Source organism: Paenibacillus sp. CH40, assembly GCF_024213605.1.
GTDB lineage: Bacteria > Bacillota > Bacilli > Paenibacillales > Paenibacillaceae > Paenibacillus > Paenibacillus polymyxa_B.
Genome location: NZ_JANAVQ010000003.1, coordinates 626,740 through 651,341 on the forward strand (window position 1 = coordinate 626,740; position 24,602 = coordinate 651,341).

Genomic DNA, 24,602 nt, shown 5'->3' on the forward strand with positions numbered 1-24,602 from the left:
ATTATCATCTGTAATTACTATTATAAAGCTCTCACCCTGTCATCTAAAGACAAAAAGAAAAGCTCCCCAACTTAGAGAGCTTACCAATGTACCATTCAATTATATAAGATTTCACTGCTTTTAACAGTGTATTGTATTCCATTCTTATTCCAGCTCTGTCTTTGAGTTAATCTTAATGACATTGTGCATGGGCAGGTTTACTAAATGCTTGTCATTTCCTGTTGCTATTATTTTTCAGAATGCCCAACGAAGCGCTGAATATCTTCCCCAATCAAGACCAGCGCATCTCTCCAGAACTCTGGTGAACGCACATCGATACCCATTAACTGCCCGGCATCTGCAACCATGGTGGTGCTGCTGGCGGTCAGGAAGGCTTGAAATTGCTCGGCGAATCCGCCTTCACGTTTCTTATACTGCGCGAATAGCCCTTTAGAGAACAACAGCCCAAACGAATACGGGAAATTCAGAAACTCATTGCCTGTCATATAATAACCAGCCTTGCTAACCCACTGGTAGGAATGAATAGAATCCGGGTCAATACTGCTTCCATAGGCCGCAGACATGGCATCCTGCATCAGGCTGTTCAGTTCTTCCACCGTTAGCGAGCCTGATTTCCTATGCTCATAAAGCTGGCTTTCAAACAGATAACGGGCATAGAAATCAACGATATAATAACCGGCATCCGAGAGGCTCCGCTCCAGGATCGGCAAGACTTCTCCTTCCGATGCACTCAGCAGTAACTCTTGATTAATCAGACCCTCACAAAAGATCGACGCCGTCTCGGCAATTGGAATCGGATAATCTATATTGACCATAGTCTTTCCGGCAAGACAGCTGCTATGGTAGGCATGACCAATCTCATGCGCCAGTACACCAACATCCATATAGCTCCCGGTGAAGCTGGTTATAATCCGGCTCTCTTGGATTGGTGCGATATCAATGCACATGCCAAAGTTCCCTTTTCCTGACCGTGACTCCGCATCGATCCATCTGGAGATGAACACCTTGCGGGCGAACGCACCCAGTTCTGTACTGAACGAGTTAAACCCGGCAACAATAAGCTCTTGTGCCTCCGGGTAGCTAATTTTGACGGAAGAATCCTCGCCAACCGGAGCAAAGATATCATGGAAAGGGAGCGGTCCTGCGTGGCCCAGAAGCTTTGCTTTGTGAAGATAATACTGATGAAAGGCAGGCAGGCTCTCCTTAATCGCTTGCAGCATTGCTTCCAGCGTCTCCTGATCCATACGTGAGGTCTCCAGTACTTTATGCAGCGGCGATTTGTACCCTCTTAGCTCATAGATTCCTATCGCCTCTCCACACACCGCATTAAGACAAGCTGCACTCTGTTCGGCAACACTACGGCAAGCCTTGGCTTCCGCTTCATATGCCGCCTGCCTAACCTGAGAATCATGGTCGCACACCAGATTGCGCAGCTCCGTCAAAGACAGCTGATGCGCTGCCCCTTTCATCTCCACCTCTACACGCAAGGTAGACTGTATCTTCATGTACAGCCTCTCCCACGCTTTGGCGCCGGTAAACTGCATCCGGGCAATGACCGCCTCAGCTTCTTCACTGAGCAAATACCTTGACTGCTGCTGCAGCTGACGCAAATAAAAAGCATGTCGACCCACATACTCACCCGAGCCAATAATAGTATCAAGCTCTTCCCCACTCATGCTTGCTAGCCATTTGCTGAAGCTTGCTAGAGCTTCTTCGGAACCCACGGCCATTTCTTCCAATGCATCCATCTGATTTGCAGCTTCTGTATTCCCGTTGTCAATGCTGAATACCAGTTCTGCATAGCTGAATAAGCACAGATACACGCTCCTGAATGCATTATATTGCCTAAGAAAATCTTCCGTTAGAATCGCAGCCTTCTCTTGAGTGTGTAAATGAAGCTTTGCCCTCGCACCAAGTTCATCTGCAAGCTCTGCTGCATGTTTATAATCCTTTTGATATTTCTCCGACTGGAATGAGGAATACAGACTCTCCAAGTCCCATGTTAAGTTCATCGCCGTTAATCTCCTTATCGTAAACACAAGCGACGCTATACGTATCCCGGCAACCGGCCATATCGAACGTATAGCAGGCTGCGTTATATTTTATTGGGATAATTCGAATATTGTATTCTGCGGCTAAGACTTACATGTTTCCACCTCTTCCGGTACTATGTTAAGCACAGTTAATGTCAAGTATAACACGCCCACTTATTCCCTAATATGTGATAAGTCGCTGACCAATCTTCTTCTTCACTCACACCAAAAAGCCCCGCATCCGCAGGACTCGTCTCATTTTATCTTATTCATACCCTACAGATTGGTATCTACCTGTTTTCAGGCGAATGTACTCGCTGTATCTCAAGGTCATCCCTCCATATGTATCATTGATAAAGTCTAAATAGAGTAGAGTAAATTTCGCCCTACTTGTGATACGGTTCACCGCTCTGGCTGTAACGGCAAGTCTTTGGAATAACCCTGCTTATAAAGGATAGTCAATCTTTAAATTACATAGCCTTAGTCTTCTGCCTTTCTTGATTTTGCTTTAATTTTAGCGAGCTGCTACTTATTCCAGTCACAGGGCTCGTTCTCGATGAGGTCACCATGCTAGATTTGAATTACTCCGCCTCCAGCTTCGTATCTTATAGGGACAATTTTTAACAACGATCAATAATTTACCTCTTAAAATAACAAACATGCTTTAAAAATATACAGTAGCTAAGTTATACCAGCATACTACTAACTTAATAACCATAATGATAAAGCTACCTATAGTATAAGCCGAACAACATACTAACAAAAGAATAGCCGTTACCTGCATGAGACGCCTTCTTAAACGAATCCAAAATAAACCCTTGTTAATGCCTGTTGCACCCCAACTGGATGGCATAAACATTAGTCTGTCCCATAAATCATTACCTACACTCCTAAGCCAGGTGATTTCATAAGGCAAAATGCGTTTACCAAAAACCCTTATATATTTATACCGATTAAGTAACAAGAAATGAGTTCTTATAAAGTATGTCCCATAAATCTTGATATTTTTTTCTGGCCCTTTATTTGACTCCATGGAGATAATCTCGGTATGGAACTCATTCCAGTTTGCTTCCTTTTTATGCTCAACAAGTTTATCAATTCTTATGCCTTTTCGTGATAGAATAGCATCCTCAATAAAGGGGATTTCATCTACTTTATAATGATTATCATAAAAAATTACCTTGCCTACAATATTTTTTATATCATAGCCAGTAGTGTTCAGAATGCGTACTTCACGCAAAACTCTCCACTTCCCATTATCTAAAAAGTTATCATCAAATACTTTAGTTGATATGGGCGTCTTTTCTTTTGACTCATATATTTTGGGCTGGTAACTCTCTTTTATTTCTTTATTAAATTTAGAATCGCTAATCCTTAGTACAATAACTATAAAACCAATTAAAATAGAGTATAAAATTAAACCCACTAAATTTTCAAACAAGATAATACTACTGTAATTTAGTACATCTCTTATAAAAACGGGTTGCCAAATATATAACAATATTAATAAAACTGAAATTAAAAAAAGTTTGATAATCTTATTGTTTATTTGAATTGATCTTCTTTTATTTTTTTCAATGTCCGTTCTCAAATTCAATTCCGGATAATGCTTATTTAGTTCCATAAGATCAGTTGCTAAATCTTGAATAAGATCTTCCCAAAACAGCATTTGTATGGGGAATTTATGTTCCTCTTTACGATGTTCAGATAGCATACGTATGTCTCTCTGGAGTTTAGCATCACGAGATGCTGTTGTTGCTATGTAGTATATGTCCAGATAAGGAACAAAATTTTCAGCTTTTAAAACCTCTGAGACTACAACTTTCAAGTTTAATTCCCCTTCTATTAGTTTACACTGCACGCCTGCCTTTCTTCCTAAATCATCATTGCCATAAATATCAACACCGTGTTGAACTTGTCCCTTTCTTCCAATTCTACTCAAATTTTTATTTTCCCAGCGTATCCGTAAGCAACTAGCAACTATATCCTCAAATTCATTCCATTCTCTTGGAGCTGGTATTGATGAGTTTGCCATTGTCGGCATTGCCTTCTCCCCTCTCTCTCCGCGGATTTCCCTCTTATATTCAAATAATATTTAAATACGTAAAGTAGGATTAGTTAACGACAGAATATGCATTTATTTCAAATGAGCAATACTACATCTAATAAAATTTTGATTGTTTCCGCTATATTTTCACTTATTTCAATTATATTTTAATTTCCCCCTTAAATCCCCTTCTTCTCTTAAGTGTGTGCAATAATATTTCTTTTTAGGTACGACTATGTCTTGCGTTCAATTCCCAAACATCTAAATTTCCTAAGCGTATCAGGCATAAAAACTCGTTTTCGACATCCCACTTATAAAGACCACCTGTATTACCTGAGAAAGCGAGGCTAGCCCCTTTTTTCTGAACCTTAGGTAATTATATGACTTGGGCTTCTCATCACTCTGAAGAATTAAAGGCCGCTCCTTTAGGAATGGCCTTTAATTTTTAGTACATGATGTAAATACAGGCTCCTGCGAGCTTTTCTTCAAAAAGCTTGCCCCCACCTATAGTATGGTTCAGTTGATCACGCTAATAGGGAAAATCATTTAAGGATTTGAGAACTAGTTTCCTCAATGCTTTTCTCATTTTATGCTCTATTTAATAATACGTTTCATTAATTCATGATACGAAATGATAGAAAAATCAAGTCTCTTATACCGAGAGGTAAATAATTTGTTAGTTACCATGTAAGGGACAACTTCATAGTCCAACGCATCCAATTTTAATGCAGCTATAATCTTACTAAGGTTGTTCTTTATATAGTCAATCCTTCTCTGAAATTTCTCATCATCTTTGTGTTGGTAGAAAAAGCTCTTTTGTTGCATTTGATCTTCGTAGATAGAACCTACTTTTTGAAGCACCTTACTCTCAATCAGCCATATTTCTTTTTTTGATTTATCTACAGCAATAACATCATAGTCACCTAAGTTATCTGGAAATTCATTCTGAGGAAATCTTGATGCCAGTTCTAATTCTGGAAGAACAGGATAGAAGCCCTTATCTAGAAAGGCATTAGCGATATCTTGTACCATTTCATCTTCATATCTTTTTTTCCATTTCGTGAGTACTAATTTCACATTTTCCATGTTTATTTCAAAAGGAATATACCATTCTAAAAAACCGCTTTTCCAATACGTGGCTAATTGTTTAATAACAACAGGTGAAAATATACATTTACCATCTTGCATTACTACAGGCTTAACATCAAATCTGTTATCACGTTTTTCCCGATCCCAAAATGGTAAAATATCATGAATTGTACCATTTAGGAGTTTTAATTTATTACAATCTAATGTTATAAAATTCAGGGCATTCTCAGCTTTTTTCTGATCATCATCTTTGAGTTCTAAAAAAAGCGTAAGGAATTCATTAATTAATTCATCTGGTTGGGCTTGAAATACATTTGGATAAATTTCTTCAACAAAAGGATTTTCCAAAACTTTTAACTGTAAATATTCGAGCAAAGAGATCAGCATACCCAGTTCTACTCCGGTATCTACGAAAAAGGCACTTGCACATTGAATCAGATATTCCTTATCTTTTTCATCATTTTTTATTGGGTAATCTTGTTGCTTATACTTACGACGAAGTATATCCTCATACTGTAGCACTCCAATTTCAGAAAAAATATTATCGACCTTGTACTCATCATCAATTTGAATTAATACATCGAAATCTGTAAAGTGGCACGTATCAGCATTGTCTTGTAGCACAACAAGTCAGTCAGAAAAAGCTAAAAGATTTTCAAATTCATCTTTTTTACAATCGGAAGTATTATCCTGATGTTGAATTGCAAGGTTACTTTCTAATAAATACTGGGCCGTTCTTAAATTGCGTCTAAACTCTTCTCGGATATTCCTTGTTTTCTCCTCAAATTCTTCTTGAACAACAGGATCTAAATTATTAAAGCTTGAATAGCGCTTGCGATTAACAATTATTCCGTGTAATTGAGTAGTGTAATAGTTTAAAACTTTTGTGTGTAAATGTTTTTTGTTGTATTGGGAGATTTGATCTTCAAAAACTTTTACAATGGATGTTTGCATTCTTCTAATAACACGAGTTGCTGATTTTCCATGATACTCTCCTGGCTCTGCCCCTGCTGAAAAACAAACTCTTGCTATTTCTTTCCTTGCTTTCACAAAGTTATGTGCTTCTGATTGAACACTAATTGCCATATCAGAGTAAAAATAGTCTTGTTCAATAGTAAAAACGCCCACTTCTTTTTTTAGTGAAAAATCTTTAATAACAGCCGACTCTAATACTGAAAAGGAAGACTGATTATGTTCTCTCAGCGGCTCTAATAGCTCCAAAAAGTATGCAGATTCTACACTTTTATCATCAGCATTCATCATAGCAAACATTAGGTCTTCTTGATTTACTGCATATCGAATAATTATTGTGTCTGTATCAATATAAATATCACTATATACATATTTCTTGCTTCTATTTAGGGTGAAACCAGAATGGTCAACTTTTTTTGCGTAATGCATAGGCATAAACATAACTTGAAGCACTTTACAATATAGACAAGGTAACCCAGAAAGTATTTCGCCATATCTGTTAAAAAGACGCTGATTTAACTCATCAATTGTTCTCAGAGCTGTATGATTGTTCGGTGAGAAATCTTCTTTTATAAAAAATTCAACATTCTGTGCGAGAAAAAGAAAGGTGGAGGGGCCAATTTTCTTAATTTCACCGCCAAAACCTAAACAACCTTTATGTTCAACATGTGAATAACCCCATTCACCCTCCTTAACTTTCCAACTATATGGATCAGCAAACATTTTGGATTGTAAATTGAACGGATAATTCATAAGGTCCTTAGTAAAGTACTCATAAACATACTCATCTGTACTTCCATATGAAACAGAAATTGAATTGTACTCAATTGCGCCTGATGCAATATGATAATGCGCATTTTTCCACGTAAAAAATAGATTACTTTTACCGCCTATGATCATTATTTCTGCTTTTTCTGTTCTATCATATTCTAGGAATTCTATCAGTTCATTAAAATCCTCCATAAATCCCAACATATAAAACAAGTCTAGAGCAGAACATGAAAACAACTCTCCATCTTCACCCAAAAATGCCCCATGGGCTGTAATATCGGTGAATGGCTCTATTAGCAAAAAATGAACCGGCATTTCGGCCAAAACATCAAATGCATAGCCTCCTTTTAATTCTTTCCTGTAATACGTCTCGCAAAGTCGCAGCTGATTGCTCTCATGCAATAAATTAAATGCCATGATTTCAGCGTCAACGCTTTCAAGATTATCAAAATCACCTTTATCTATTGCAACTAATACTCTACCTTCGCTAACAGCCATAAATGCTAAACGGTTATTTGTAAATGGTTCCCCTGTATCTTTATTAAAAATTCTAGGTGCAATGAGAACTCGCGAACGATCATTATTTGAAAAATTGAAAGTATCTTCTATTAATTTCCCCCATGTTAAGCTGATATGGCGATGGCATTCTTCTGCTGTTGCCAAAGAAAGCAGCTTTTTGTACAAATCGACCAGAATTGATGCATTATAAATTGGGTAATAATCTTTCTTATAAACGAAGAAATGACGCATTTCGATTGGACATTCTTGATATCCCATTATTTGAAATGCATGCTTAGAAAGTTCTACAAACTCTTTTGAATTAAACAGGGAATTCACTGCTACCCAAAATTGTTCTGAGGGCATCTCAAATGCGATATCATAATCTTCACCAGGAGAAGATATGTTACTATCAGTAAGCATATTTATTATTTTTTGGTTATAATGCAATACAGCCTTAAGCTCACCCTTCATTTCAAGAACTTCGGCTAACTCAGGAAGAAAATTCATTACAGCATATACTTGTTCGTGACCAGTACCAACAACTACTGGATAAGTCTCACCATCAACAATTATTTTAACTTCACCAAAGTCATTTAGTGTCAAATCTTCTCTATAGGTAATCGGCAAATAAATAGAAATTGCATCAAAGAACTCTTTGAATTCGGAATATTGCTTAATATTTCGATTACCGAACTTTGTAGTGTTACTTAATGAATGGTTAAGTGTTAATGCTTGTGCTAACGCCGAACGATTATCGGCCCAAGAATTGATGCAAAATATAGCTCTGGTGACATCATCAATGGTATACAGGGATATGATTTTTTCAAGTTCTTTGGAGGTAGCCTCAATATATTCGAAATCAGAAACACACTCATCAATTAGGACCGTATTTGTATTTGAAGCTTTTCTTAATGGTTTATTAATACAGCACTTTTTGTACTTCTTTCCACTTCCACAAATACAAGGATCATTACGACCAATTCCCATCTCCAAAGCCTCCCGTCATTTTACTTAGGTATAGGACAACCAGAATTAACTTACCTTCAAATGGGCACCTAAATCAATTATGTAGAAAGCAATTTCTCATAGCTGTTAAGAAAATTTTACCTTCACCTCAATAAAAGAGTAAGAACAATCCTACCAAGATAATTGTTTTTTATATTAATGGAATAAAATTTCTACTTTCTTCGACAACTTAGGCGATATGGACAACGAGCAAGTACAATAATTATATAATAATTCTGAAACGAAACCAAACATAAGTTCCTACGTAATACGCTTATACATAAATTTGGGAGGACAGTAATATGAGGAGAAATACAAATGCGAACAACCAACAAGATCTTTCTTTTGGAGAAAGAACAGGAAGATTAGTTCTTGTAACTACTGTAATTGGCGTTTTAGGAGTCGGTTATTATAAGCTTTTAATGCTTGCTATTAACATTCTCTCTACCAAAATGTATATGAAATTTCCTCTTTCAATAGAGCACATTATTGTAACTTGCATGCTCTCAACCGGATGCCTAGTTCTAGTAAGCGCAATTTACTATTCTTACTGCGAATTTTCTGCCCTTAACTATACGCAAAGGGGAGTAACGAGGAGAAAAAATGTCAATAGGGCAGACGAAAGTTATTCTTCCCTGTTCAAATTTTCTTCCTTATATGCAGGCATCTCAATGATAGTTTCTTTGTTGTTCATATTAACTGTTGGGCTTATCTTTCAAAATCGTTTTGTTATCGTCATTACATTTTTAGTTGTAGTTCCCTTCGTAATTGCATTGTTTTTCAAGAAATTCAGAAAAGAACTACGCAAAGGAATAGTAAAACTGCGAAAATACGTGATGAAAAACTGGAAAGTAATAGGCGCGTGGATGTTTACTGCTTATCTTGTATTAAGCATCTTGATTCTTGCTATGAGCAATTTACAAAAACCCAGTTTTATCATTAACTTTGTTAATGATAAAACTGTACCAATTAAGTTTCATTTTGAAAACAAAATTCCAGAGAAAGTGATCCTGAGCTTTTATTCTACAGATAATAAAGGAAATAATGCTGTTCTCACCCAAGAGGTAGAAGTAAATAAACTAGATTTTAAACGTTCATTTATAGAGGTGACTGAGAAGCAGATTTCAGAGAAAGCCTCGTCTTCTATGGCTAACTTCCTGAATAAAGAAATGAATAAAGGTTTGAACGAAGCATACCTACCCGATAGAAGTCATTATGATTATAAATATGAAATTAATTCATCTGATTTCTTGAAATCAGGGAAAAATTTTGTGATTATTCAATTCGAAATAGATTCCTTGAGTAATAATCGAGTATACAAAGTTGTCAATGAAATCGATGTTAAAGATAGAGAAACATTCATAATTAATACAGAAGAGTTCTCGTCAGGAAATTAAATAACCTGAGGCTTTTATGATGACTTAGCTAAATCTAATAATAAGAAGTATAGTCGAAGAGGAGAGATTGCTATATCTCGTAATATATTCTCCTCCCCAATCATGTGACCTAACCCACTCCTACAGTTATCATGCTGAAAATACAGGCTCCTGCGAGTTTTTCTCCAAAAAACTTGCCCCTACTTATGATACGGCTCCCCCCGATTAATCTTCACCGCCCGATAAATCTGTTCCACCAGCACCAAGCGCATCAGCTGATGTGGCAAGGTCATCCTTCCGAAGCTCAGCTTCTGCTGGGCACGGCGGAGGACTTCGTCAGAGAGACCATGGCTGCCGCCAATGACGAAGACAACATGGCTTGTACCGTAAGTGCCGAGCTTATCCAATTCCTCCGCAAGTTCTTCCGAGCTCCACAATTTTCCATCAATGGCGAGTACAATGACGTGTGCTTCACTTTTCACATGAGCAAGGATGCGCTCTCCTTCCCGTTCCTTGACCTGTCGGACTTCCGCCTCGCTCAGTGTATCAGGAGCCTTTTCATCGGCTACTTCGATCATTTGAAACTTGATGTATGGCCCTAGCCGTTTGGCATATTCCTGAATGCCCATGACCAAATACTTCTCTTTTAACTTGCCAACACCTATAAGCTGAATAAACAAATTTCATACCCCTATCTATGTCGAATGATAATGTAAAATCGCATTTACGATCCCAAACATGAAAGATACCTTTAACATAGTTATTTTAGCACCTGAAACGTCTCTTACCTATCTATTTCCTCTCCACTACGAGCCTATTCCCTGTTCAGGTCATAGCGGATTATCCATTACGCTCTTCACAATGAAATGCCTATCCGTTTCGTATTCATCAAGACTCTGCATTAGCATCTGTCGGTATTGGCTGATTTGTTCCGTAGTCGCTGACTCACGCAGTGATTCAAACAATGCTGTACATTTCTTAAATTGACCATCATTGCCCGACTGATCGGCTAGTTGCATCGCCTGCAAAGTAAGTCCCACTGCATCCTGTAATCTATCGTACTCCCGATAGTACAAAGCCAAGTGATAGCAGTAGCTATAATAGTAAGATATGTTCTCTGCGTCTTCATAACTCCCGAATTCATCAATCTGCTCTGCAAACGTATGTAAAATATCCTCTACATCCAAATGATACATAAGCGCTGCCTGTAATATGGTATTCAGCCCCGGTAGTATTTCCTCTAGATTATCCTGCAAAAAGGCTACGTATTCCTCAACAAGCTCTATATTCCCGGACAAAATATCTACTGCATATAAATTAGTTTTGGCTATAAACCTGAATTCCTCGACAACCTGAATGTCTTCTTCCTTTAAATCCTCCATCCACCCCAGCTCAGCATATTTATAGATGCACTCCCTTGCCTGCTCATATGCACCCTGGTTCTGGTGAGCCATTCCACACATCAGGTGACTGAATCCAAAATAATATACCAACGGACGTTCTAAATTGACATGCGGGATGGATAATTTCATTGCTTTATGATACTGCCGTTCTTCATAGATACGCTGTACACATTGGTACAAAATATCTGCCGTCTCCATCACCTTCTTCCAATTTTCAAAAGCCACAGCCATCTCTAACATTTCAACAATGATGTCCGGTTTGAGTGATTCCAGGATAGAAGTTCTCAAGAGTAGCCCCTCCTTACATTTCCATTCACAACCAATTGTATAGAAAGTAAAAAAGGAGGTCAATATAAAAAGCACTTATAAGTACAGTTTTATATGTATTTATTTTGTATAAGATGGTCTGTAACGATATTCTCTCCTCTTCTAACCTTAAGTGGAGGTGATTACATGAGTTTACCAGAAAGTGTCGGAAACCGAATACGAGAACTAAGAAAAGCTAAAGGATGGACACAGGAACAACTAGCAGAAGCAGCAGGACTTCATTACAGTTATATTGGTGGAGTAGAACGTGGAGATCGAAATATTTCATTGGAGACATTGGAAAAAATAATTCTAGCATTAAAAGTTCCAGCCTTTGAACTTTTCCAATTCGACGAAAATACGGATCGAAAACAGATCATAAATGAACTTATGGTGCTCATAAATTCAAGAGAAACAACAGAGCTCGAAATCCTTACTACTATAACTAAAAATATTGTTGGTTTAGTTGAGTTACAACAAAAAAAGAATTGAGCAGTTCTCTTCTACCTGACTTTTACACTTCATCTTCCATAAGCTTGTTATGAGGTGGTTATATGACAAAATTACGGAATTCGGTTGGAGATAGAATTAGAACGATTCGGAAGGCTAAGGGACTAACACAGCAACAACTTGCGGAACTTTCAGGATTAGATGATGCATATATCGGATCGGTAGAGCGTGGCGAAAGAAACTTTTCGATTGATACCTTGGAGAAAGTGTTAACTGCCTTAAACGTGTCTATCAGTGAATTAATGTTTTCCAAAGAACATATGACTAAAGACGAAACTATTCGGCAAGAGGCGGTAGATGAGTTTGTTGCGTTGACCAGCAGATTGAATGAAGAGCAAATCGGGATTCTCAGACGAGTTAGTAAAGAAGTTTCACGTGCGTTTGAGTAAGGCCATACCATCTCAGAAAAGCTTAATTACAACCAAAAAAGAGCACCTCACAGGTGCCCTCCAAATCTTTTATAAAAATACTTAAGCATACAACATAAAAAAGCTCACTTCATGTCCCAGTTGCTTCAGATAATTATAAATCTGCGAACGATGATGGAATACGTGGGTCAAGGTCTCAATCTGCCATTGAACCTGTAAATGTCCGTGCTCCATATAGAAAGCCTTCGTCGAACGATTCAGATAGTCGTCTTCGCTAAGCGAAAGAATGTAAGCCTTATAAGCCTCAAAATTCTGCCTGAAAATCGCAGCCAAGCGCTCGGGATCTTCCACCCCGGACAGGCTGTTTTCAATGCTTCCCACTTCACCCTCAGACTTCTCCTGCATTATCGCAAGATCCGAAGCTGGAATAAGCACAAAGTGATGCACTAACTCCAGCAGCGAACGGAAATTATCCTGTGGACGAAAGCTCCAATCCTCTGGACGTATTTTACGGATTAAGGCTTCCCCCGTCCGTACTCCGGTCTCCAGCTCATTCAGCAAATGATCTCGAACTTGCAGCGTTCCACTCATATTCTCATCTCTCCTTTGCCATTCTTATTCATATTTTGAGTATAGCCGAAGCCTCTGGGCGTGTATTGTAAAAATCGGACAACTTCCGTAAATCCTTAGCCGCGGTAAGCGGGGAATCTCCATAAAACCTGCGAAAATCACGGATTAGATGCGCTTGATCGAAAAAGCTGTGCTTCAATGCCAGCTCCGTCCAATCCAGACCCCCGCCGCCTTTGATACTGTGCAGAACGCTCTGGAAGCGGACGACTTCACTGAACTTTTTGGGGCTGATTCCGATCCATTGTCCAAACTTACGATTGATCTGCCTTTCACTGATCGCCTCACGCTCCGCAAGCTCCCTAACCTCCACACTCCCACCGCTCACAAAGATGCGATGCAGCAAGTTTTTCATCAGGTCACAATCGTTCGTGCGTTGGCGCAGCAGAAGCCGGTTTAGATACTCATCCATTATGCGCACCCGTTCATTAAAATTCTGCGCTTCCATAATGCGCTCACCTATGACGGCGATGCTTTCGGGCCAGAGATCTTCCAAGCGATAATTACCGCCTGTAAACAAGTGAGTCGGCATCCCGTGAAAATAATGCGCACCACCCGGGAAAAATCGCACCGCAAAAATGCGTGTCTCGGACCCTGCTTGTCTGGCAGACACAAACGGTTGCGTAAATGTCCCGCAGTACGAGAGTTCCTGACGCTTATTCACCGGATCATATTCTAATAGAATATCCGTACAGCCGTCAGGTAATACCCGCTCCATGGTTTCTTCCTGCGGCAGGCTTAACGAAGCGGTGTCTTCGTACGAAGCTGCTAGATTCCCCTCTACCACCCTATTAGCCGGACCGGACTCCCAATAACAGGCCACGTAAGCTTTCAGTGCAGCAGACGGCTTTTGTTCGATATAATACGTGGAGAGATCACTTCCATTGACTTGAAGCGGACGAAATAGTGAATGCAGCAAAGGGTCCATCCATCGTTCACTCCTATCTCAGCACGTGGTGGGAATAAATATAGCTCTATGTATGGGGTATTTTTGCAATAAATCCTGGTATACAAAAAGGACGTTTCTCCCCGAAACGCCCGTGCTTGTTTTTTAGACGACCAAAAACTCTGCTTTCTTCTCACATTCCTTGCACTTCACCGGAGGGTCCCAATCCGAAAATTTCGTTTCCTTGAGATCGACGACATCCGGTGCATCCTCGTATTCATCGACGAACATATCAATTGCTAGTTCCACATGCTCTTTACATACCACGTACATTCCAGTTGCATCCCTTTCCGTTTGAAGCTCTTCCTGTTGTAGGTGTGTCAAAACTGCCTTCTTTTGTTCTACCACACTTGACGGGGAAAGGAAAGGGCTTGCTTTTTACCCGAGGCGTCTGGTTGTAAAAATAAGAAAATTACTGACATTCAAGTCCTCGTGAAAATGGGGATATTTCTCCAACATTTCGGCAGACGGCTTGGGTTCGATCATCCCTTCCAAGAGCAAACCCGCCTCAATAATGGTCTGTACATAGCTGCCCATCGTACGATGAAAGTACAAAAACTTTTCTTCCTGATCATAAGGGATCGCTTGCTCCAATGGGCCTTCGTTGAAATATTGGTCCACTTTCCAATACAGCTTTTTCCCTGTCTCATCCTTCACCCAACCACTCTGCGGTGTCTGAAAGCATGGATGCAGAATAGAAAAAATAAAGCGGCCCCCTGGGACTAATAATCGCTGCATTTCGGCAATCGCCTGCTCATAATGAGCCAAGTCCTGGATGACCATATTGGACACGATCAGATCAAAGTTCTGGTCTCCGAACATCTCCAACTTTTCCAGATTGCCATGGTGATATGTAATTCCCAACCCTGACGGCGTTCGCTCTCTTGCAAGCTTCAGCATCTCTGTCGAGTAATCGACGGCTTCCACCGATGCACCCGCCTTGACCATTTTCCGGCTCAGATAACCTTCGCCACACCCGGCATCCAGCACTTTTTTGCCCCCGAGAGGTCCCATACAGGCTTGCAATGCCGGATTCAGCAGTACTTCGCGAGATCGATCTCCTTCCTCAGTGTACTTGGCGGTAAAGTTTTCTGCATGCATATCCCAGCGTCGAATGGCCTCTTCCGTGTCCCACTTATTCATATTCATCTCCTTCTTTCTTTTGTATTTACAAATCCGATGGTATACTACAATCCACGTAGGGCCATAGATTCTACACTCATTTCTGTATTTTTTCAATAATAACGCTTACAAAATTAAAATATCTAATTAACACATGATTTTTACATGAATTATACAGGTATTCCATATTCAAATAGTGTGGTAGTGTTTTATTGGAAAGCGCTTTCAAAAATAACTTTGTAAAGGGGCCTGTTATGTTAAAACGAAGACCCGTTTCATTGCTGTCGTTGACGCTTGCCATCACTCTATTGTTATCTACGTTCGCATCCGTTGCCGCTGCTGCCGAATCTGACGGACAAGCACCGCAAACTGCGGCTGCGAGCAGCATGCAATCGTATGTGGAAGCCATGCAGCCCGGATGGAATTTAGGAAATTCTCTGGATGCTGTCGGGGCGGATGAAACAGCCTGGGGCAATCCGCGTATTACCCAGGCGTTGATCCAGCAAATTGCTGCCCAAGGCTACAAAAGTATTCGTATTCCCGTCACCTGGGATAAGCACATTGGAGCAGCACCGAACTATACCGTTGAGTCTGCCTACATGAACCGTGTGGAAGAGGTTGTTCGCTGGGCACTGGATGCCAATCTGTACGTCATGATCAATGTGCATCATGATTCATGGACGTGGGTAAGCAGTATGGAGCCCAAACATGATGAGGTGCTGGCTCGCTATAACGCATTATGGACACAAATTGCCCAGCGCTTTAAAGATCAACCTAACAAGCTGATGTTTGAAAGTATTAACGAGCCCCGTTTCTCTGAAGGGGGGACAACGGATGAAGCGAAAATGAATCAGATGCTCCAAGAACTGAATGTATCCTTCCACAAAATCGTCCGCGCCTCTGGCGGTAAAAATGCCACTCGCCCCCTTGTTCTGCCTGGCTTGGATACATCACCTGCTCAGGCTAAAATCAACGAGCTGTACAATACGATAACCAAGCTGAACGATCCCAATCTGATTGCCACCGTCCACTATTATGGTTATTGGCCTTTCAGTGTAAATATTGCGGGTCATACTACTTTTGATAAAGATACTAAAAACGATATCATCCAAACCTTTGATAACGTCTATAACACCTTTGTAGCCAAGGGGATCCCGGTCATTATCGGTGAATACGGCCTACTCGGCTTCGATAAAAATACAGGCGTTATTGAACAGGGTGAAAAGCTAAAATTCTTCGAGTTCCTGACCTATTATATGAAGGAGAAGAAAATAACAGGTATGCTCTGGGATAACGGCCAGCACTTGAACCGGACAACGTACAAATGGTCTGACCCTGAACTCTTCAATGTCATTAAGTCCAGCCTAAAAGGACGTTCCTCCAATGCAGCCAGTGACCTCATTCACTTGAAGAAGGGCACTCCTGCTCAGGATGCCAAGGTCATTTTAAACCTGAACGGCAATCAGTTGAAATCACTCCATACCGGCAGTAAGCAACTGAAACAGGACACCGACTATACGCTGAGCGGAGACACATTAACACTAAAATCCAGCTTGCTCACCAGCCTGACCACTTCCGGTAAATATGGGGAGAATGCCGTCATTACCGCTAAGTTTAACAAGGGGGCAGACTGGAATTTCAAAGTAGTCGTGTACGATACTCCAAAATTAAGTGCTGTCGAAGGGACTACACAAACCTTTACCATTCCAACGGAATTCCGCGGTAGCCAGCTTTCCACGATGGAAGCCGTTTATACGAATGGTGGCAATGCAGGTCCACAGGATTGGACATCTTATAAGGAGTTTGGCAATACCTTTGCCCCTGCCTATGATGCCAATGGCATCAAGCTGCTGCCTGAACTTTTTAATAGTGTAAAAGATGGTGACGTCACGCTGAAGTTCCATTTTTGGAGCGGCGATGTGGTGACATACAAGATCATCAAGAGCGGAACCCGTGTGACGGGAACGACATCTTAATCTAAGGCGCAGCAGAAGATCGAAAAAAGGCGTTCCCGGAAATGAGCCGGAGAACGCCTTTTTATAGTTAAGCCTATAAGTTAAACCTTAGCCTTCCGGCTTATCTGTTAATTTTAACGTCACCGATTCTTCCTTGCCTGCCCGGTAAAAAGTAACTTTCAGCTCATCGCCAATCTTCTTGTTATCGTACAAGTAGCGACGTAAATCAAGCGTAGAGTTAATCGGTTCGCTATCAAACGCAGTAATGACATCGTTCAGCTTCAAGCCACCCTCCTTGGCAGGACCATGGGCCTCCAGAACGACTGCCCCATTTTTCACGCTGTCCGGCAACTTAAGCTCCTTGCGCTGAGTTTCATCCAGCGGTGCATATTCATTATTGAGGTCGACCGTGTATACCCCCAGATAAGGGCGAGTGATCTTGCCGTCCTCAACCAGTTCATTCACCGTCTTCATCACCTCATTGGCGGGAATGGCGAAGCCAAGTCCCTCAACACCTGTATCAGCGATTTTCATCGTATTGATGCCAATCACACGTCCGTCCAGATCGACTAGGGCGCCGCCGCTGTTTCCCTCATTAATCGCCGCATCGGTCTGGATAACATGCTGCTCCCAGTCATACACGCCATCCTGGTTAATGGAAATCGGAATGATGCGATTCGTATAACTCACAATACCGGAGGTAAGCGTGTCTCCCAGGCCGAGCGGATTGCCAATAGCAATGACCGTCTCACCCAGACGAAGTTTACTGGAGTCGCCAATATCCGCTACCGTGCTAATGCCTTTATCGTCCACTGCCAGTACAGCGATATCACTAATGCGATCCTTTCCGATCAGCTTTGCCTCTTTTCTGACACCGTCTACCGTTACAATATCCAGATCATCTGATCCTTCGACCACATGGTTATTTGTCATAATGAAGGCTTTGCCCGAACTCACTCGGAAAATGACACCCGATCCAAGCGCGGATTGTTCCGTGCTTTTACCATCTTCCTCTTTTAGATTCACAATGCTGACGACGGCTGGGCGCACCTTGGCTGCCGCCTGCACAATCCGGTCATACGGATCACCCGCTGCTTGCCGCAAGGGATAGTGACTGGCTCCGGTTACCGCTGTAGTGGAGGGCAGACCTGTAATAAAGCTGAACAGAAGCACGGCAATCACTGCACTGACTGCACCGCTAATGACAGCAGCTTGCACCGGACTTACTCCACGCTTCCTGTGTGGCCAACGTCCCCGTCCTCCACGGCGCGCCTTAAATGCCATTTTTTTAGCCGCACGTGTGGATACCTTCGTTGAATAAAAATCGTCCTCAAACAAGCCCATGCTAATCCTCTCCCCTTCGTTGTCATGCACCGACACTCACTAAAAAATTAGGGCTATTCGGGCTTGCGCCAACCTATGCTACAGAGAACCTGCTCCGTTGAACATCTCAAATGGATTGAATATCCCTTATCATCGGAATCCAGCAACCAATCGTTCCGGCCTACTTATTAATCACCACAAATGGTGCCTTCCTAAGCAACCGAATCTCATAAATTAGCATACACGCCGAATCTGACTCCGAATAGAGGAAAAAAGAGGAATGATTTCCAAACCAATGGACTACAATAGTAACAAGTCTTCTATTCTATTACAAAATGATCGTCTCATAGAGACGTTCTGGCCTGTTCCCGTCCGCTTAAAGCTGCCTATACTTTCGATGAGAGCCTTCCTTCAGAAAGCTTTCCGTTATTAGCTTTATTGTATCACAGCACCCAGCAAAACCACAGGCAGAACCAAGCTCATTGCACGCCATTTCTAAAATATTTTTACAGGAGGAATATATGATGAATTCACATCGTTCAGCTATGGATGAAGTTCGCATGGCTGCCAAGCTTGCGGATTTGAAAGACGAGCACTACCGCAATACACTGGCGCTAAGTACATTGATTGAACTACTGGTGGACAAAGGCGTAGTGACCCGTGAAGAGGTAGAACGCAAAGCCGCCGAGCTGGACAGCTTTATGGCTCACTTACCTTATCCCAAGGTGTAGGACGATCATAGTACGTATCGCACAATCGAAACTCACTGTCCTTGTAAAAACAGCCGCGGTCTTCCATCGCCCCACGTACAGTCAGCTTCGCAAGTTCCATCATATTGTGGTCGCGGCTCAAATGTGCCAAATACGTTCGCTTCGTACGACCTGTCAGCAGCTCGCTAAGAATCGCACCCGCCATCTCATTGGATAAATGACCGATATCGCTGAGAATACGGCGCTTGATGTTCCACGGATAACGCCCCATACGCAGCATTTCCACATCATGATTAGACTCCAGTACCAATACGTCCGCGTCTGATATCGCCTGTTTCACTTTGTCGCTGACATAGCCGAGATCGGTCGCTACACTGAGCTTCTCTGCCCCATCATAAAAGCTATACCCTACAGGCTCAGCCGCATCATGGGATATGCCAAAAGACTCCACGCGTAATGACTCAAATTCCCGCGTTGCGCCTGTCTCCAATATTCTGCGGTTATCGTCTGCGATTTGCCCAACAGCATTGCTGATGGCAAACCATGTCTTCTCGTTAGCATATATAGGTAAATTATATTTACGCGCCATGGCGCCTAGTCCTTTAACATGATCAGAATGCTCATGCGTGACCAAAATACCATCCAACTCTTCTCCGCTCAGATCGCGTTCTTTCAGCAATTCGTCAATACGCTTCGCGCTGAGACCTGCGTCGATGAGCAATGTCGTGTCTTCGTTCCGCACAACGGTAGCGTTGCCGGTCGAACCGCTCGACAGCACGGTAAATGAAATCCCCATATCTGTTCAAGACCCTTCTGTATGTTCTGTCTTTGGACTAATGACATCTCCGTTCATCTGCACATAATACACACCTTTCCCGTTGTCCAGCATAAACCGCCACACGGGGGCAGCCACCTGGCTATCGGAGTTAAAGGTCTGTCCGTAATAACCGAGCCGGATATCCTTCACAATCGTATCACGCGGCAAATAGCCATCGATCAGCCTTGCCAGTGCTTTGGACGCAGGCAGCATTTTCTTTGCCTCATCCGAAGGCTGGAGATCGACCTTAATTTTGCGATACCCTGTAATCTTCTGATTGCTGTAAAACAGAGCCAACTTCACATTAAATAGCGGCCATTTGCCCTGAACCAGCGGATGAAGTACAAAAGCATCTGCTTGTCCGGATGCCAATTCCTCCTGAACATCCAGCGGATCATACTGAAAATTATCGATATCCTTGATTTGTGGCTCCAATGCCTCAACTAGCGCGTCATGGGTGAATACCAGTTTGCTGTCCACCGGCTTCACCAGCTGCACACGATCATCCTTTTCTCCACTATGAACATATGTGTAAGAAAGTTTAGGCAGCTGCGGGGTATCCCCGGGAATCGGAGCCAGCACCTGAATGCTTTTCTCTTCCATTAAACGCTGCGTATTTTCATCCAATGAAGTAAAATCCAGATTCGGCCCTGCCGTTTCCTGTGCATCATGCCACAATTGGTAACCCAATACCACATTGAGCAGCAAAAATGTACAAATCAATACGTTCTTGGCGCGGCTCCAATCCATTCCCGTTCCCCCTTCCTGTCACCTCTTTGTCTCCCGGTCTGGCTTCGTTTGTGTTGTGTTGGATGCTGTCGTTACAGGAACAGCATGAATTTCTGCAACAGAACCGTCACTGAGCGTAACGCGCCACTCAGGAGCAAGCTTCAATCCATCATTGGTCAGCTCCGGTTGATACACGGGAGTCAGATCACGAATCGTCTTCCCTTTTGCTACAGTCTCCAGTTGCTTCTTCAAGGGCTCGCCACCCAGCAGCATAACCTTCTTCGAGGATTGCTCTCCTCCCTTGAGGTACAGCAACGAACGTTCATAGACAGAAGCCGTTTCTTGCTGGATTTGCAGCGAAATTGTACCAAAGCGGAACGATGGTGTGTCCAGCACCGGATAAGCACCATAATACTGCTGAAACATCACAGTCGTACGATTTTCATCACTGCTTCTCAATTTCAGCTGATATGAAGCATCCCAACCGCCATGCTGATTCACAAAATCAACTGCGGCCAGTACATCCCTAATTGGACTGCTTCCACTTGCCCCTGGCGCACTGGGATCGGTATAGCTCATCCATCGTTGCTCCTGCTTGATTTGCAGACTACGCTTGCTGTCCGTGTAAATTTGTGAGCCGTCCTTCTCCTGAATATTGCGCGTAATCCCCGGATCGAAGAACAAGTTCCGCTGCATTTGCTCCGTCGTAAACAACCCAGCATACACCACAGGCTGCACTGTTTCCAGGTCATTCACGGGAATGTAGTACTGATTATCCACCAGCTCGTACAACGGGGCATTTTCACCGAAATTCACATGCTGCCGAATATCCTCTACCGTCATATCGAACTGGTTCGCCTCATACACCACATCGCCTCTGGCACTGAAAAAGAGCGCGTGTGGCTTGGCATTTTTTTCGTCTATATAGATCCAAATGCGGTTAATCGTCTCTCCCTGAAACACCGAATCCGGCGTCAGACGCATGACCCGTTCCAGTAATGAAACCGGGACTCCGCCTGAAAAGGATAATTCGATGCCTTCATTTTCGCTGCGAATCTGCGCCCAGTCCGCCGATTGGATACTTCGACGTTGGAAGTTGTTAAAGCTCCGGCTTTCCAGCCGTGTATAAATTAAATCGTAAAAAGTAACACCCGGATAAAAAACGGTATGCTTCTTCTCAGCTTGATGAATGAGCATTTTATCAGGAAACACAAGGTTCTCAATCTTTTTCTCCTGCCCCATGCTTTCGGTTTTGACATAGTTCGTTTCTGAAGTGAGTACAGAATCACTGCCTGGAAGGCGGTAAATCAAAAAATAAGTCTGTACCAGGCTGGAAGCAACCAGCAAAATAAGCGTCCAGGACTTCAAACGTTCCTTCACTGTGCTTCCCTCCCTTCACTCGACATGGGTAGCGTAAAGGTCGTGCAGGTTCCCTGACCGTATTCCGATTCCAGAAAAATCTGGCCCCCATGCGCCTTTACAATTTCCCGGGCAATCGACAGCCCCAGTCCCGTGCCACCCATATTGCGCGATCTCGCCTTGTCTACACGATAAAACCGTTCAAAAATCCGGTCCAGGTCTTTTTTGGGAATACCAATTCCGGTGTCTTGTACCGAAATGGACAGCATTCCCTCACTGTTGCGGCGAGCTTCAATCCGAATACTCCCGCCATCTGGCGTATATTTCAATGCATTAGACATCAGGTTGTCCAACACCTGCTCAATTTGGTCCCGGTCGATCACGACCTTCCCGATTCCCTGCTCTACGAACATCCCTGAACGAATGTGCTTTTGCTTCATTTGAAAAGAAAACCGATCTGCGACCTCGTCCAGCATCTCCATCACATCTGCAGGCTGCATCCGCAAAGGTGCCTCATTGGAATCAAGCCGTGACAGATGCAGCAAATCCGTAACCAACCGGATCATACGCTCTGTCTCGTTGCGGATCACGCCTACAAAACGCTCTGCGAGCTGCGGTTCAGCCATCGCGCCGTCATCCAGCGCTTCAGCATAGCTGCGGATGGTCGTCAACGGAGTGCGCAGCTCATGTGATACATTCGCTACGAATTCCCGGCGTGTCGTCTCCATCTCCTCCTGCTCCGTCACGTCCTGGAGCACGGCAATCGTCCCCGTAATGCCAATTTCCCGCCGATGAATCGGCGTGAATGTCACACGGATGACGATGGGTTCATCCTGACCGGCTGGCTCCAGCTGCAAGAGCGTGGAGGCCGAAGATCCGCTATACAGGGCCTCGGTTTCCTCCGGGTCGATCCCCAGCAGTACCGCGATATGCCTGCCGGTCATTTCGTTTTCGTTCACGCCCAGCATGGCGCTGGCCCGACGGTTGACCAGAATGACCCGGCCGTTGTCATCAGTAGCGACCACACCGTCGCTCATATTGGTCAAGATGGAGGAGAGCTTCTCCTTCTCCTCTTCATTTTGAGACAGTGCCTCACGCAGACGGCCTGTCATATAGTTAAAGGCCACGCTGAGCCTGCCGATCTCATCATCCCCAAATACAGGCATCTGCTGGTCAAATTTTCCTTCGGCAACCTCTGTTGCATGACGTGTCATCACCTTAATCGGGTGCGTAATCGTGTGGGCCAATACCACGCCCAGCACAGCCGTTAGCGCCAGCGCAATGAGCATACCTGAGAGAAACACATTGTTAATGCGTTTCATCGTATCGTACAGCTCGGTCATCGAAGCGGCGATGTACACCGCGCCGACAATCTTGCCTTGGCTGATGACGGGCTTGGCGACGACCTTCTTGCGGACGTTATCCTCGTCCACCATGTATTCCTCGTTATCACGGATACCTTGGAGTGCGCGGCTAACCACTGTCTGTGTATTTTTGCGTCCAACATAATCGGCGTGTGAACCTTGGGAAGTAATTAACACTTTGCCGCTGGCATCCAGCACCTGAATTTCCGCGCCGCTGAAATCAAACAAATTATTTACGCGTGCACGCAGGCTTTCCACGCTGTCTTCTTCCATTTTGCCGTCACTGCCACTCAGATCCTGCTCCGCCAGCACGGACAGCATCTCCGCCCGTGCTTGCAAATCCTGCGTAAAATTACTCGTGAGAGAGTTCTTCATCGAGCTGACAAAATAGACCCCAATCAGCTGCATAGCCACCAAGATAAGCAGCACATAGATAATAATCAGCTTTGCATGAATGGTACGAAAGAAAGACAGCCATCTCATGCCCGCAGGCCACCTTTGCCCCCGCTCACGATATATCCAAGACCACGGCGCGTCAGGATGGTCTCCGGCTTGCTCGGGTTCTCCTCAATCTTCTCGCGCAACCTCCGAATGGTCACATCTACTGTCCGCACATCCCCGTAGTATTCGAAGCCCCATACTGCCTGGAGCAAATGCTCCCGCGTCATGACTTTTCCAGCATTCTTCGCCATATAGTGCAATAGCTCATATTCGCGGTGCGTCAGGTCAAGCGGTGTTCCGTTTTTGTAAGCTGTATACATATCTGTATCAAAAAAGAGGTCGCCCACGCGCAGCCCCTGCTTATCCTCCTGCGGTCGGCTTTCCGACGTGCCTGCCCCGCCACGTTGCTGTCTGCGCATCTGTGCCTTCACTCGTGCCAGCAATTCCCGTGTGCTGAACGGCTTTGTCACATAATCGTCCGCACCCAGCTCCAGCCCCAGCACTTTGTCGATTTCGCCGTCCTTGGCGGTCAGCATAATAATCGGCGTCTGGAGCTGATGCCCGCGCACCTCGCGGCATACGTCCATGCCATCCATGCCCGGCAGCATCAGATCCAGCAGAATCAGGTCAGGCTGCTGCTTGACCGCGATATCCACTGCGCTGATTCCATCGAAGGCGCAAATCACCTGGTAGCCCTCTTTTTCCAAATTAAATTTCAAAATATCAGCGATGGGCTGTTCATCATCCACTACTAGAATCGTTCCCTGCATATAGCGTTCACCTCTCTTCACGGATCATAATCTATAATTAACTTTCGTTTGTCAGTAC

21 protein-coding genes are annotated in these 24,602 nt (G+C 43.2%); 5 read left to right on the forward strand and 16 right to left on the reverse strand.

Translation table 11 applies throughout. From position 1 onward, the window contains the following. Window positions 1-227: 227 nt before the first annotated feature. From NLX73_RS12820 to NLX73_RS12835, 4 genes are all read right to left on the reverse strand, one after another. Window positions 228-2,012 carry a M3 family oligoendopeptidase gene (locus tag NLX73_RS12820; protein ID WP_254326354.1) on the reverse strand — a complete coding sequence of 595 codons (1,785 nt, stop codon included), beginning with the start codon at window positions 2,010-2,012 and terminating at the stop codon, window positions 228-230. Window positions 2,013-2,697: 685 nt separating this feature from the next. Next, window positions 2,698-4,077, reverse strand: coding sequence for a hypothetical protein (locus NLX73_RS12825; protein ID WP_254326355.1), 1,380 nt, complete (start codon window positions 4,075-4,077; stop codon window positions 2,698-2,700). Between the two features lie 597 nt (window positions 4,078-4,674). Next, window positions 4,675-5,793 carry a hypothetical protein gene (locus tag NLX73_RS12830; protein WP_254326356.1) on the reverse strand — a complete coding sequence of 373 codons (1,119 nt, stop codon included), beginning with the start codon at window positions 5,791-5,793 and terminating at the stop codon, window positions 4,675-4,677. Between the two features lie 6 nt (window positions 5,794-5,799). Next, window positions 5,800-8,400, reverse strand: a complete 2,601-nt coding sequence (locus NLX73_RS12835; protein ID WP_254326357.1) for a YecA family protein — start codon at window positions 8,398-8,400, stop codon at window positions 5,800-5,802. Between the two features lie 320 nt (window positions 8,401-8,720). On the opposite strand from NLX73_RS12835, the gene NLX73_RS12840 reads away from it, so the two are divergent. Next, entirely contained in the window at window positions 8,721-9,815 is a 1,095-nt protein-coding gene (locus tag NLX73_RS12840) for a hypothetical protein (protein WP_254326358.1), read from the forward strand. A 179-nt stretch (window positions 9,816-9,994) separates the two neighbouring features. Here the strand turns inward: NLX73_RS12840 and rlmH are convergent, their stop codons facing one another. Both rlmH and NLX73_RS12850 read right to left on the reverse strand, forming a co-directional pair. Next, a complete protein-coding gene (rlmH, locus tag NLX73_RS12845; protein WP_013312768.1) occupies window positions 9,995-10,474 on the reverse strand; it encodes a 23S rRNA (pseudouridine(1915)-N(3))-methyltransferase RlmH in 480 nt (159 codons plus the stop codon). A gap of 150 nt (window positions 10,475-10,624) precedes the next feature. After that, window positions 10,625-11,485, reverse strand: coding sequence for a DNA-binding protein (locus tag NLX73_RS12850; RefSeq protein ID WP_254326359.1), 861 nt, complete (start codon window positions 11,483-11,485; stop codon window positions 10,625-10,627). A 165-nt stretch (window positions 11,486-11,650) separates the two neighbouring features. Between NLX73_RS12850 and NLX73_RS12855 the strand changes: the two genes are divergently transcribed. Next, complete coding sequence (locus NLX73_RS12855; protein WP_254326360.1) at window positions 11,651-11,995, forward strand: helix-turn-helix domain-containing protein; 345 nt, start codon at window positions 11,651-11,653, stop codon at window positions 11,993-11,995. 62 nt (window positions 11,996-12,057) lie between these two features. Next, window positions 12,058-12,402 carry a helix-turn-helix domain-containing protein gene (locus NLX73_RS12860; RefSeq protein ID WP_254326361.1) on the forward strand — a complete coding sequence of 115 codons (345 nt, stop codon included), beginning with the start codon at window positions 12,058-12,060 and terminating at the stop codon, window positions 12,400-12,402. Between the two features lie 81 nt (window positions 12,403-12,483). Here the strand turns inward: NLX73_RS12860 and NLX73_RS12865 are convergent, their stop codons facing one another. The 4 genes from NLX73_RS12865 to NLX73_RS12880 all read right to left on the reverse strand — a co-directional run bounded on the left by NLX73_RS12865 (window position 12,484) and on the right by NLX73_RS12880 (window position 15,097). Beyond that, complete coding sequence (locus NLX73_RS12865) at window positions 12,484-12,972, reverse strand: DinB family protein (RefSeq protein ID WP_254326362.1); 489 nt, start codon at window positions 12,970-12,972, stop codon at window positions 12,484-12,486. A gap of 28 nt (window positions 12,973-13,000) precedes the next feature. Beyond that, window positions 13,001-13,936: an AraC family transcriptional regulator gene (locus NLX73_RS12870; protein WP_254326363.1), complete on the reverse strand. Its 936-nt coding sequence runs from the start codon at window positions 13,934-13,936 to the stop codon at window positions 13,001-13,003. Window positions 13,937-14,059: 123 nt separating this feature from the next. Next, on the reverse strand, window positions 14,060-14,227 hold the full coding sequence (locus NLX73_RS12875) for a CxxH/CxxC protein (protein ID WP_013373879.1): 168 nt from the start codon (window positions 14,225-14,227) through the stop codon (window positions 14,060-14,062). A gap of 105 nt (window positions 14,228-14,332) precedes the next feature. Continuing rightward, entirely contained in the window at window positions 14,333-15,097 is a 765-nt protein-coding gene (locus NLX73_RS12880; RefSeq protein ID WP_254326364.1) for a class I SAM-dependent methyltransferase, read from the reverse strand. Between the two features lie 233 nt (window positions 15,098-15,330). Between NLX73_RS12880 and NLX73_RS12885 the strand changes: the two genes are divergently transcribed. After that, window positions 15,331-17,052: a cellulase family glycosylhydrolase gene (locus NLX73_RS12885; protein ID WP_254326365.1), complete on the forward strand. Its 1,722-nt coding sequence runs from the start codon at window positions 15,331-15,333 to the stop codon at window positions 17,050-17,052. Between the two features lie 87 nt (window positions 17,053-17,139). Here NLX73_RS12885 and NLX73_RS12890 read toward each other — a convergent pair whose 3' ends face one another. Continuing rightward, window positions 17,140-18,375 (reverse strand): S1C family serine protease, encoded by a 1,236-nt coding sequence (locus tag NLX73_RS12890; RefSeq protein WP_254326366.1) that lies wholly within the window; start codon window positions 18,373-18,375, stop codon window positions 17,140-17,142. A gap of 503 nt (window positions 18,376-18,878) precedes the next feature. Here NLX73_RS12890 and NLX73_RS12895 point away from each other — a divergent pair. Continuing rightward, window positions 18,879-19,085 (forward strand): hypothetical protein, encoded by a 207-nt coding sequence (locus NLX73_RS12895; RefSeq protein WP_025723164.1) that lies wholly within the window; start codon window positions 18,879-18,881, stop codon window positions 19,083-19,085. Here the strand turns inward: NLX73_RS12895 and NLX73_RS12900 are convergent. Genes NLX73_RS12900 through yycF form a run of 5 tightly spaced genes read right to left on the reverse strand, consistent with a single transcriptional unit; the run spans window position 19,054 to window position 24,544 of the window. Continuing rightward, on the reverse strand, window positions 19,054-19,860 hold the full coding sequence (locus tag NLX73_RS12900; RefSeq protein WP_023991120.1) for an MBL fold metallo-hydrolase: 807 nt from the start codon (window positions 19,858-19,860) through the stop codon (window positions 19,054-19,056). The genes NLX73_RS12895 and NLX73_RS12900 overlap by 32 nt on opposite strands. A gap of 6 nt (window positions 19,861-19,866) precedes the next feature. Continuing rightward, window positions 19,867-20,631, reverse strand: coding sequence for a two-component system regulatory protein YycI (yycI, locus tag NLX73_RS12905; protein ID WP_028540969.1), 765 nt, complete (start codon window positions 20,629-20,631; stop codon window positions 19,867-19,869). An 18-nt stretch (window positions 20,632-20,649) separates the two neighbouring features. Then, window positions 20,650-21,990: a YycH family regulatory protein gene (locus tag NLX73_RS12910; RefSeq protein WP_254326367.1), complete on the reverse strand. Its 1,341-nt coding sequence runs from the start codon at window positions 21,988-21,990 to the stop codon at window positions 20,650-20,652. Further along, window positions 21,987-23,816 (reverse strand): cell wall metabolism sensor histidine kinase WalK, encoded by a 1,830-nt coding sequence (walK, locus tag NLX73_RS12915; protein ID WP_039272088.1) that lies wholly within the window; start codon window positions 23,814-23,816, stop codon window positions 21,987-21,989. The genes NLX73_RS12910 and walK overlap by 4 nt, the downstream gene beginning before the upstream one ends. Next, window positions 23,813-24,544, reverse strand: a complete 732-nt coding sequence (gene yycF / locus NLX73_RS12920; protein WP_023991124.1) for a response regulator YycF — start codon at window positions 24,542-24,544, stop codon at window positions 23,813-23,815. Before yycF ends, walK begins: the two co-directional genes overlap by 4 nt. Window positions 24,545-24,602 lie beyond the last annotated feature (58 nt).

Excerpts from the sequence above, each read along its gene's own strand:
- NLX73_RS12820 (WP_254326354.1), bottom strand. The coding sequence starts at position 2,012 with ATGAACTTAACATGGGACTTGGAGAGTCTGTATTCCTCATTCCAGTCG.
- NLX73_RS12825 (WP_254326355.1), bottom strand. The coding sequence starts at position 4,077 with ATGCCGACAATGGCAAACTCATCAATACCAGCTCCAAGAGAATGGAAT.
- NLX73_RS12835 (WP_254326357.1), bottom strand. The coding sequence starts at position 8,400 with ATGGGAATTGGTCGTAATGATCCTTGTATTTGTGGAAGTGGAAAGAAG.
- NLX73_RS12840 (WP_254326358.1), top strand. The coding sequence starts at position 8,721 with ATGAGGAGAAATACAAATGCGAACAACCAACAAGATCTTTCTTTTGGA.
- NLX73_RS12855 (WP_254326360.1), top strand. The coding sequence starts at position 11,651 with ATGAGTTTACCAGAAAGTGTCGGAAACCGAATACGAGAACTAAGAAAA.
- NLX73_RS12860 (WP_254326361.1), top strand. The coding sequence starts at position 12,058 with ATGACAAAATTACGGAATTCGGTTGGAGATAGAATTAGAACGATTCGG.
- NLX73_RS12865 (WP_254326362.1), bottom strand. The coding sequence starts at position 12,972 with ATGAGTGGAACGCTGCAAGTTCGAGATCATTTGCTGAATGAGCTGGAG.
- NLX73_RS12870 (WP_254326363.1), bottom strand. The coding sequence starts at position 13,936 with ATGGACCCTTTGCTGCATTCACTATTTCGTCCGCTTCAAGTCAATGGA.
- NLX73_RS12875 (WP_013373879.1), bottom strand. The coding sequence starts at position 14,227 with ATGTACGTGGTATGTAAAGAGCATGTGGAACTAGCAATTGATATGTTC.
- NLX73_RS12880 (WP_254326364.1), bottom strand. The coding sequence starts at position 15,097 with ATGAATAAGTGGGACACGGAAGAGGCCATTCGACGCTGGGATATGCAT.
- NLX73_RS12885 (WP_254326365.1), top strand. The coding sequence starts at position 15,331 with ATGTTAAAACGAAGACCCGTTTCATTGCTGTCGTTGACGCTTGCCATC.
- NLX73_RS12890 (WP_254326366.1), bottom strand. The coding sequence starts at position 18,375 with ATGGGCTTGTTTGAGGACGATTTTTATTCAACGAAGGTATCCACACGT.
- NLX73_RS12895 (WP_025723164.1), top strand. The coding sequence starts at position 18,879 with ATGAATTCACATCGTTCAGCTATGGATGAAGTTCGCATGGCTGCCAAG.
- NLX73_RS12900 (WP_023991120.1), bottom strand. The coding sequence starts at position 19,860 with ATGGGGATTTCATTTACCGTGCTGTCGAGCGGTTCGACCGGCAACGCT.
- yycI (WP_028540969.1), bottom strand. The coding sequence starts at position 20,631 with ATGGATTGGAGCCGCGCCAAGAACGTATTGATTTGTACATTTTTGCTG.
- walK (WP_039272088.1), bottom strand. The coding sequence starts at position 23,816 with ATGAGATGGCTGTCTTTCTTTCGTACCATTCATGCAAAGCTGATTATT.
- yycF (WP_023991124.1), bottom strand. The coding sequence starts at position 24,544 with ATGCAGGGAACGATTCTAGTAGTGGATGATGAACAGCCCATCGCTGAT.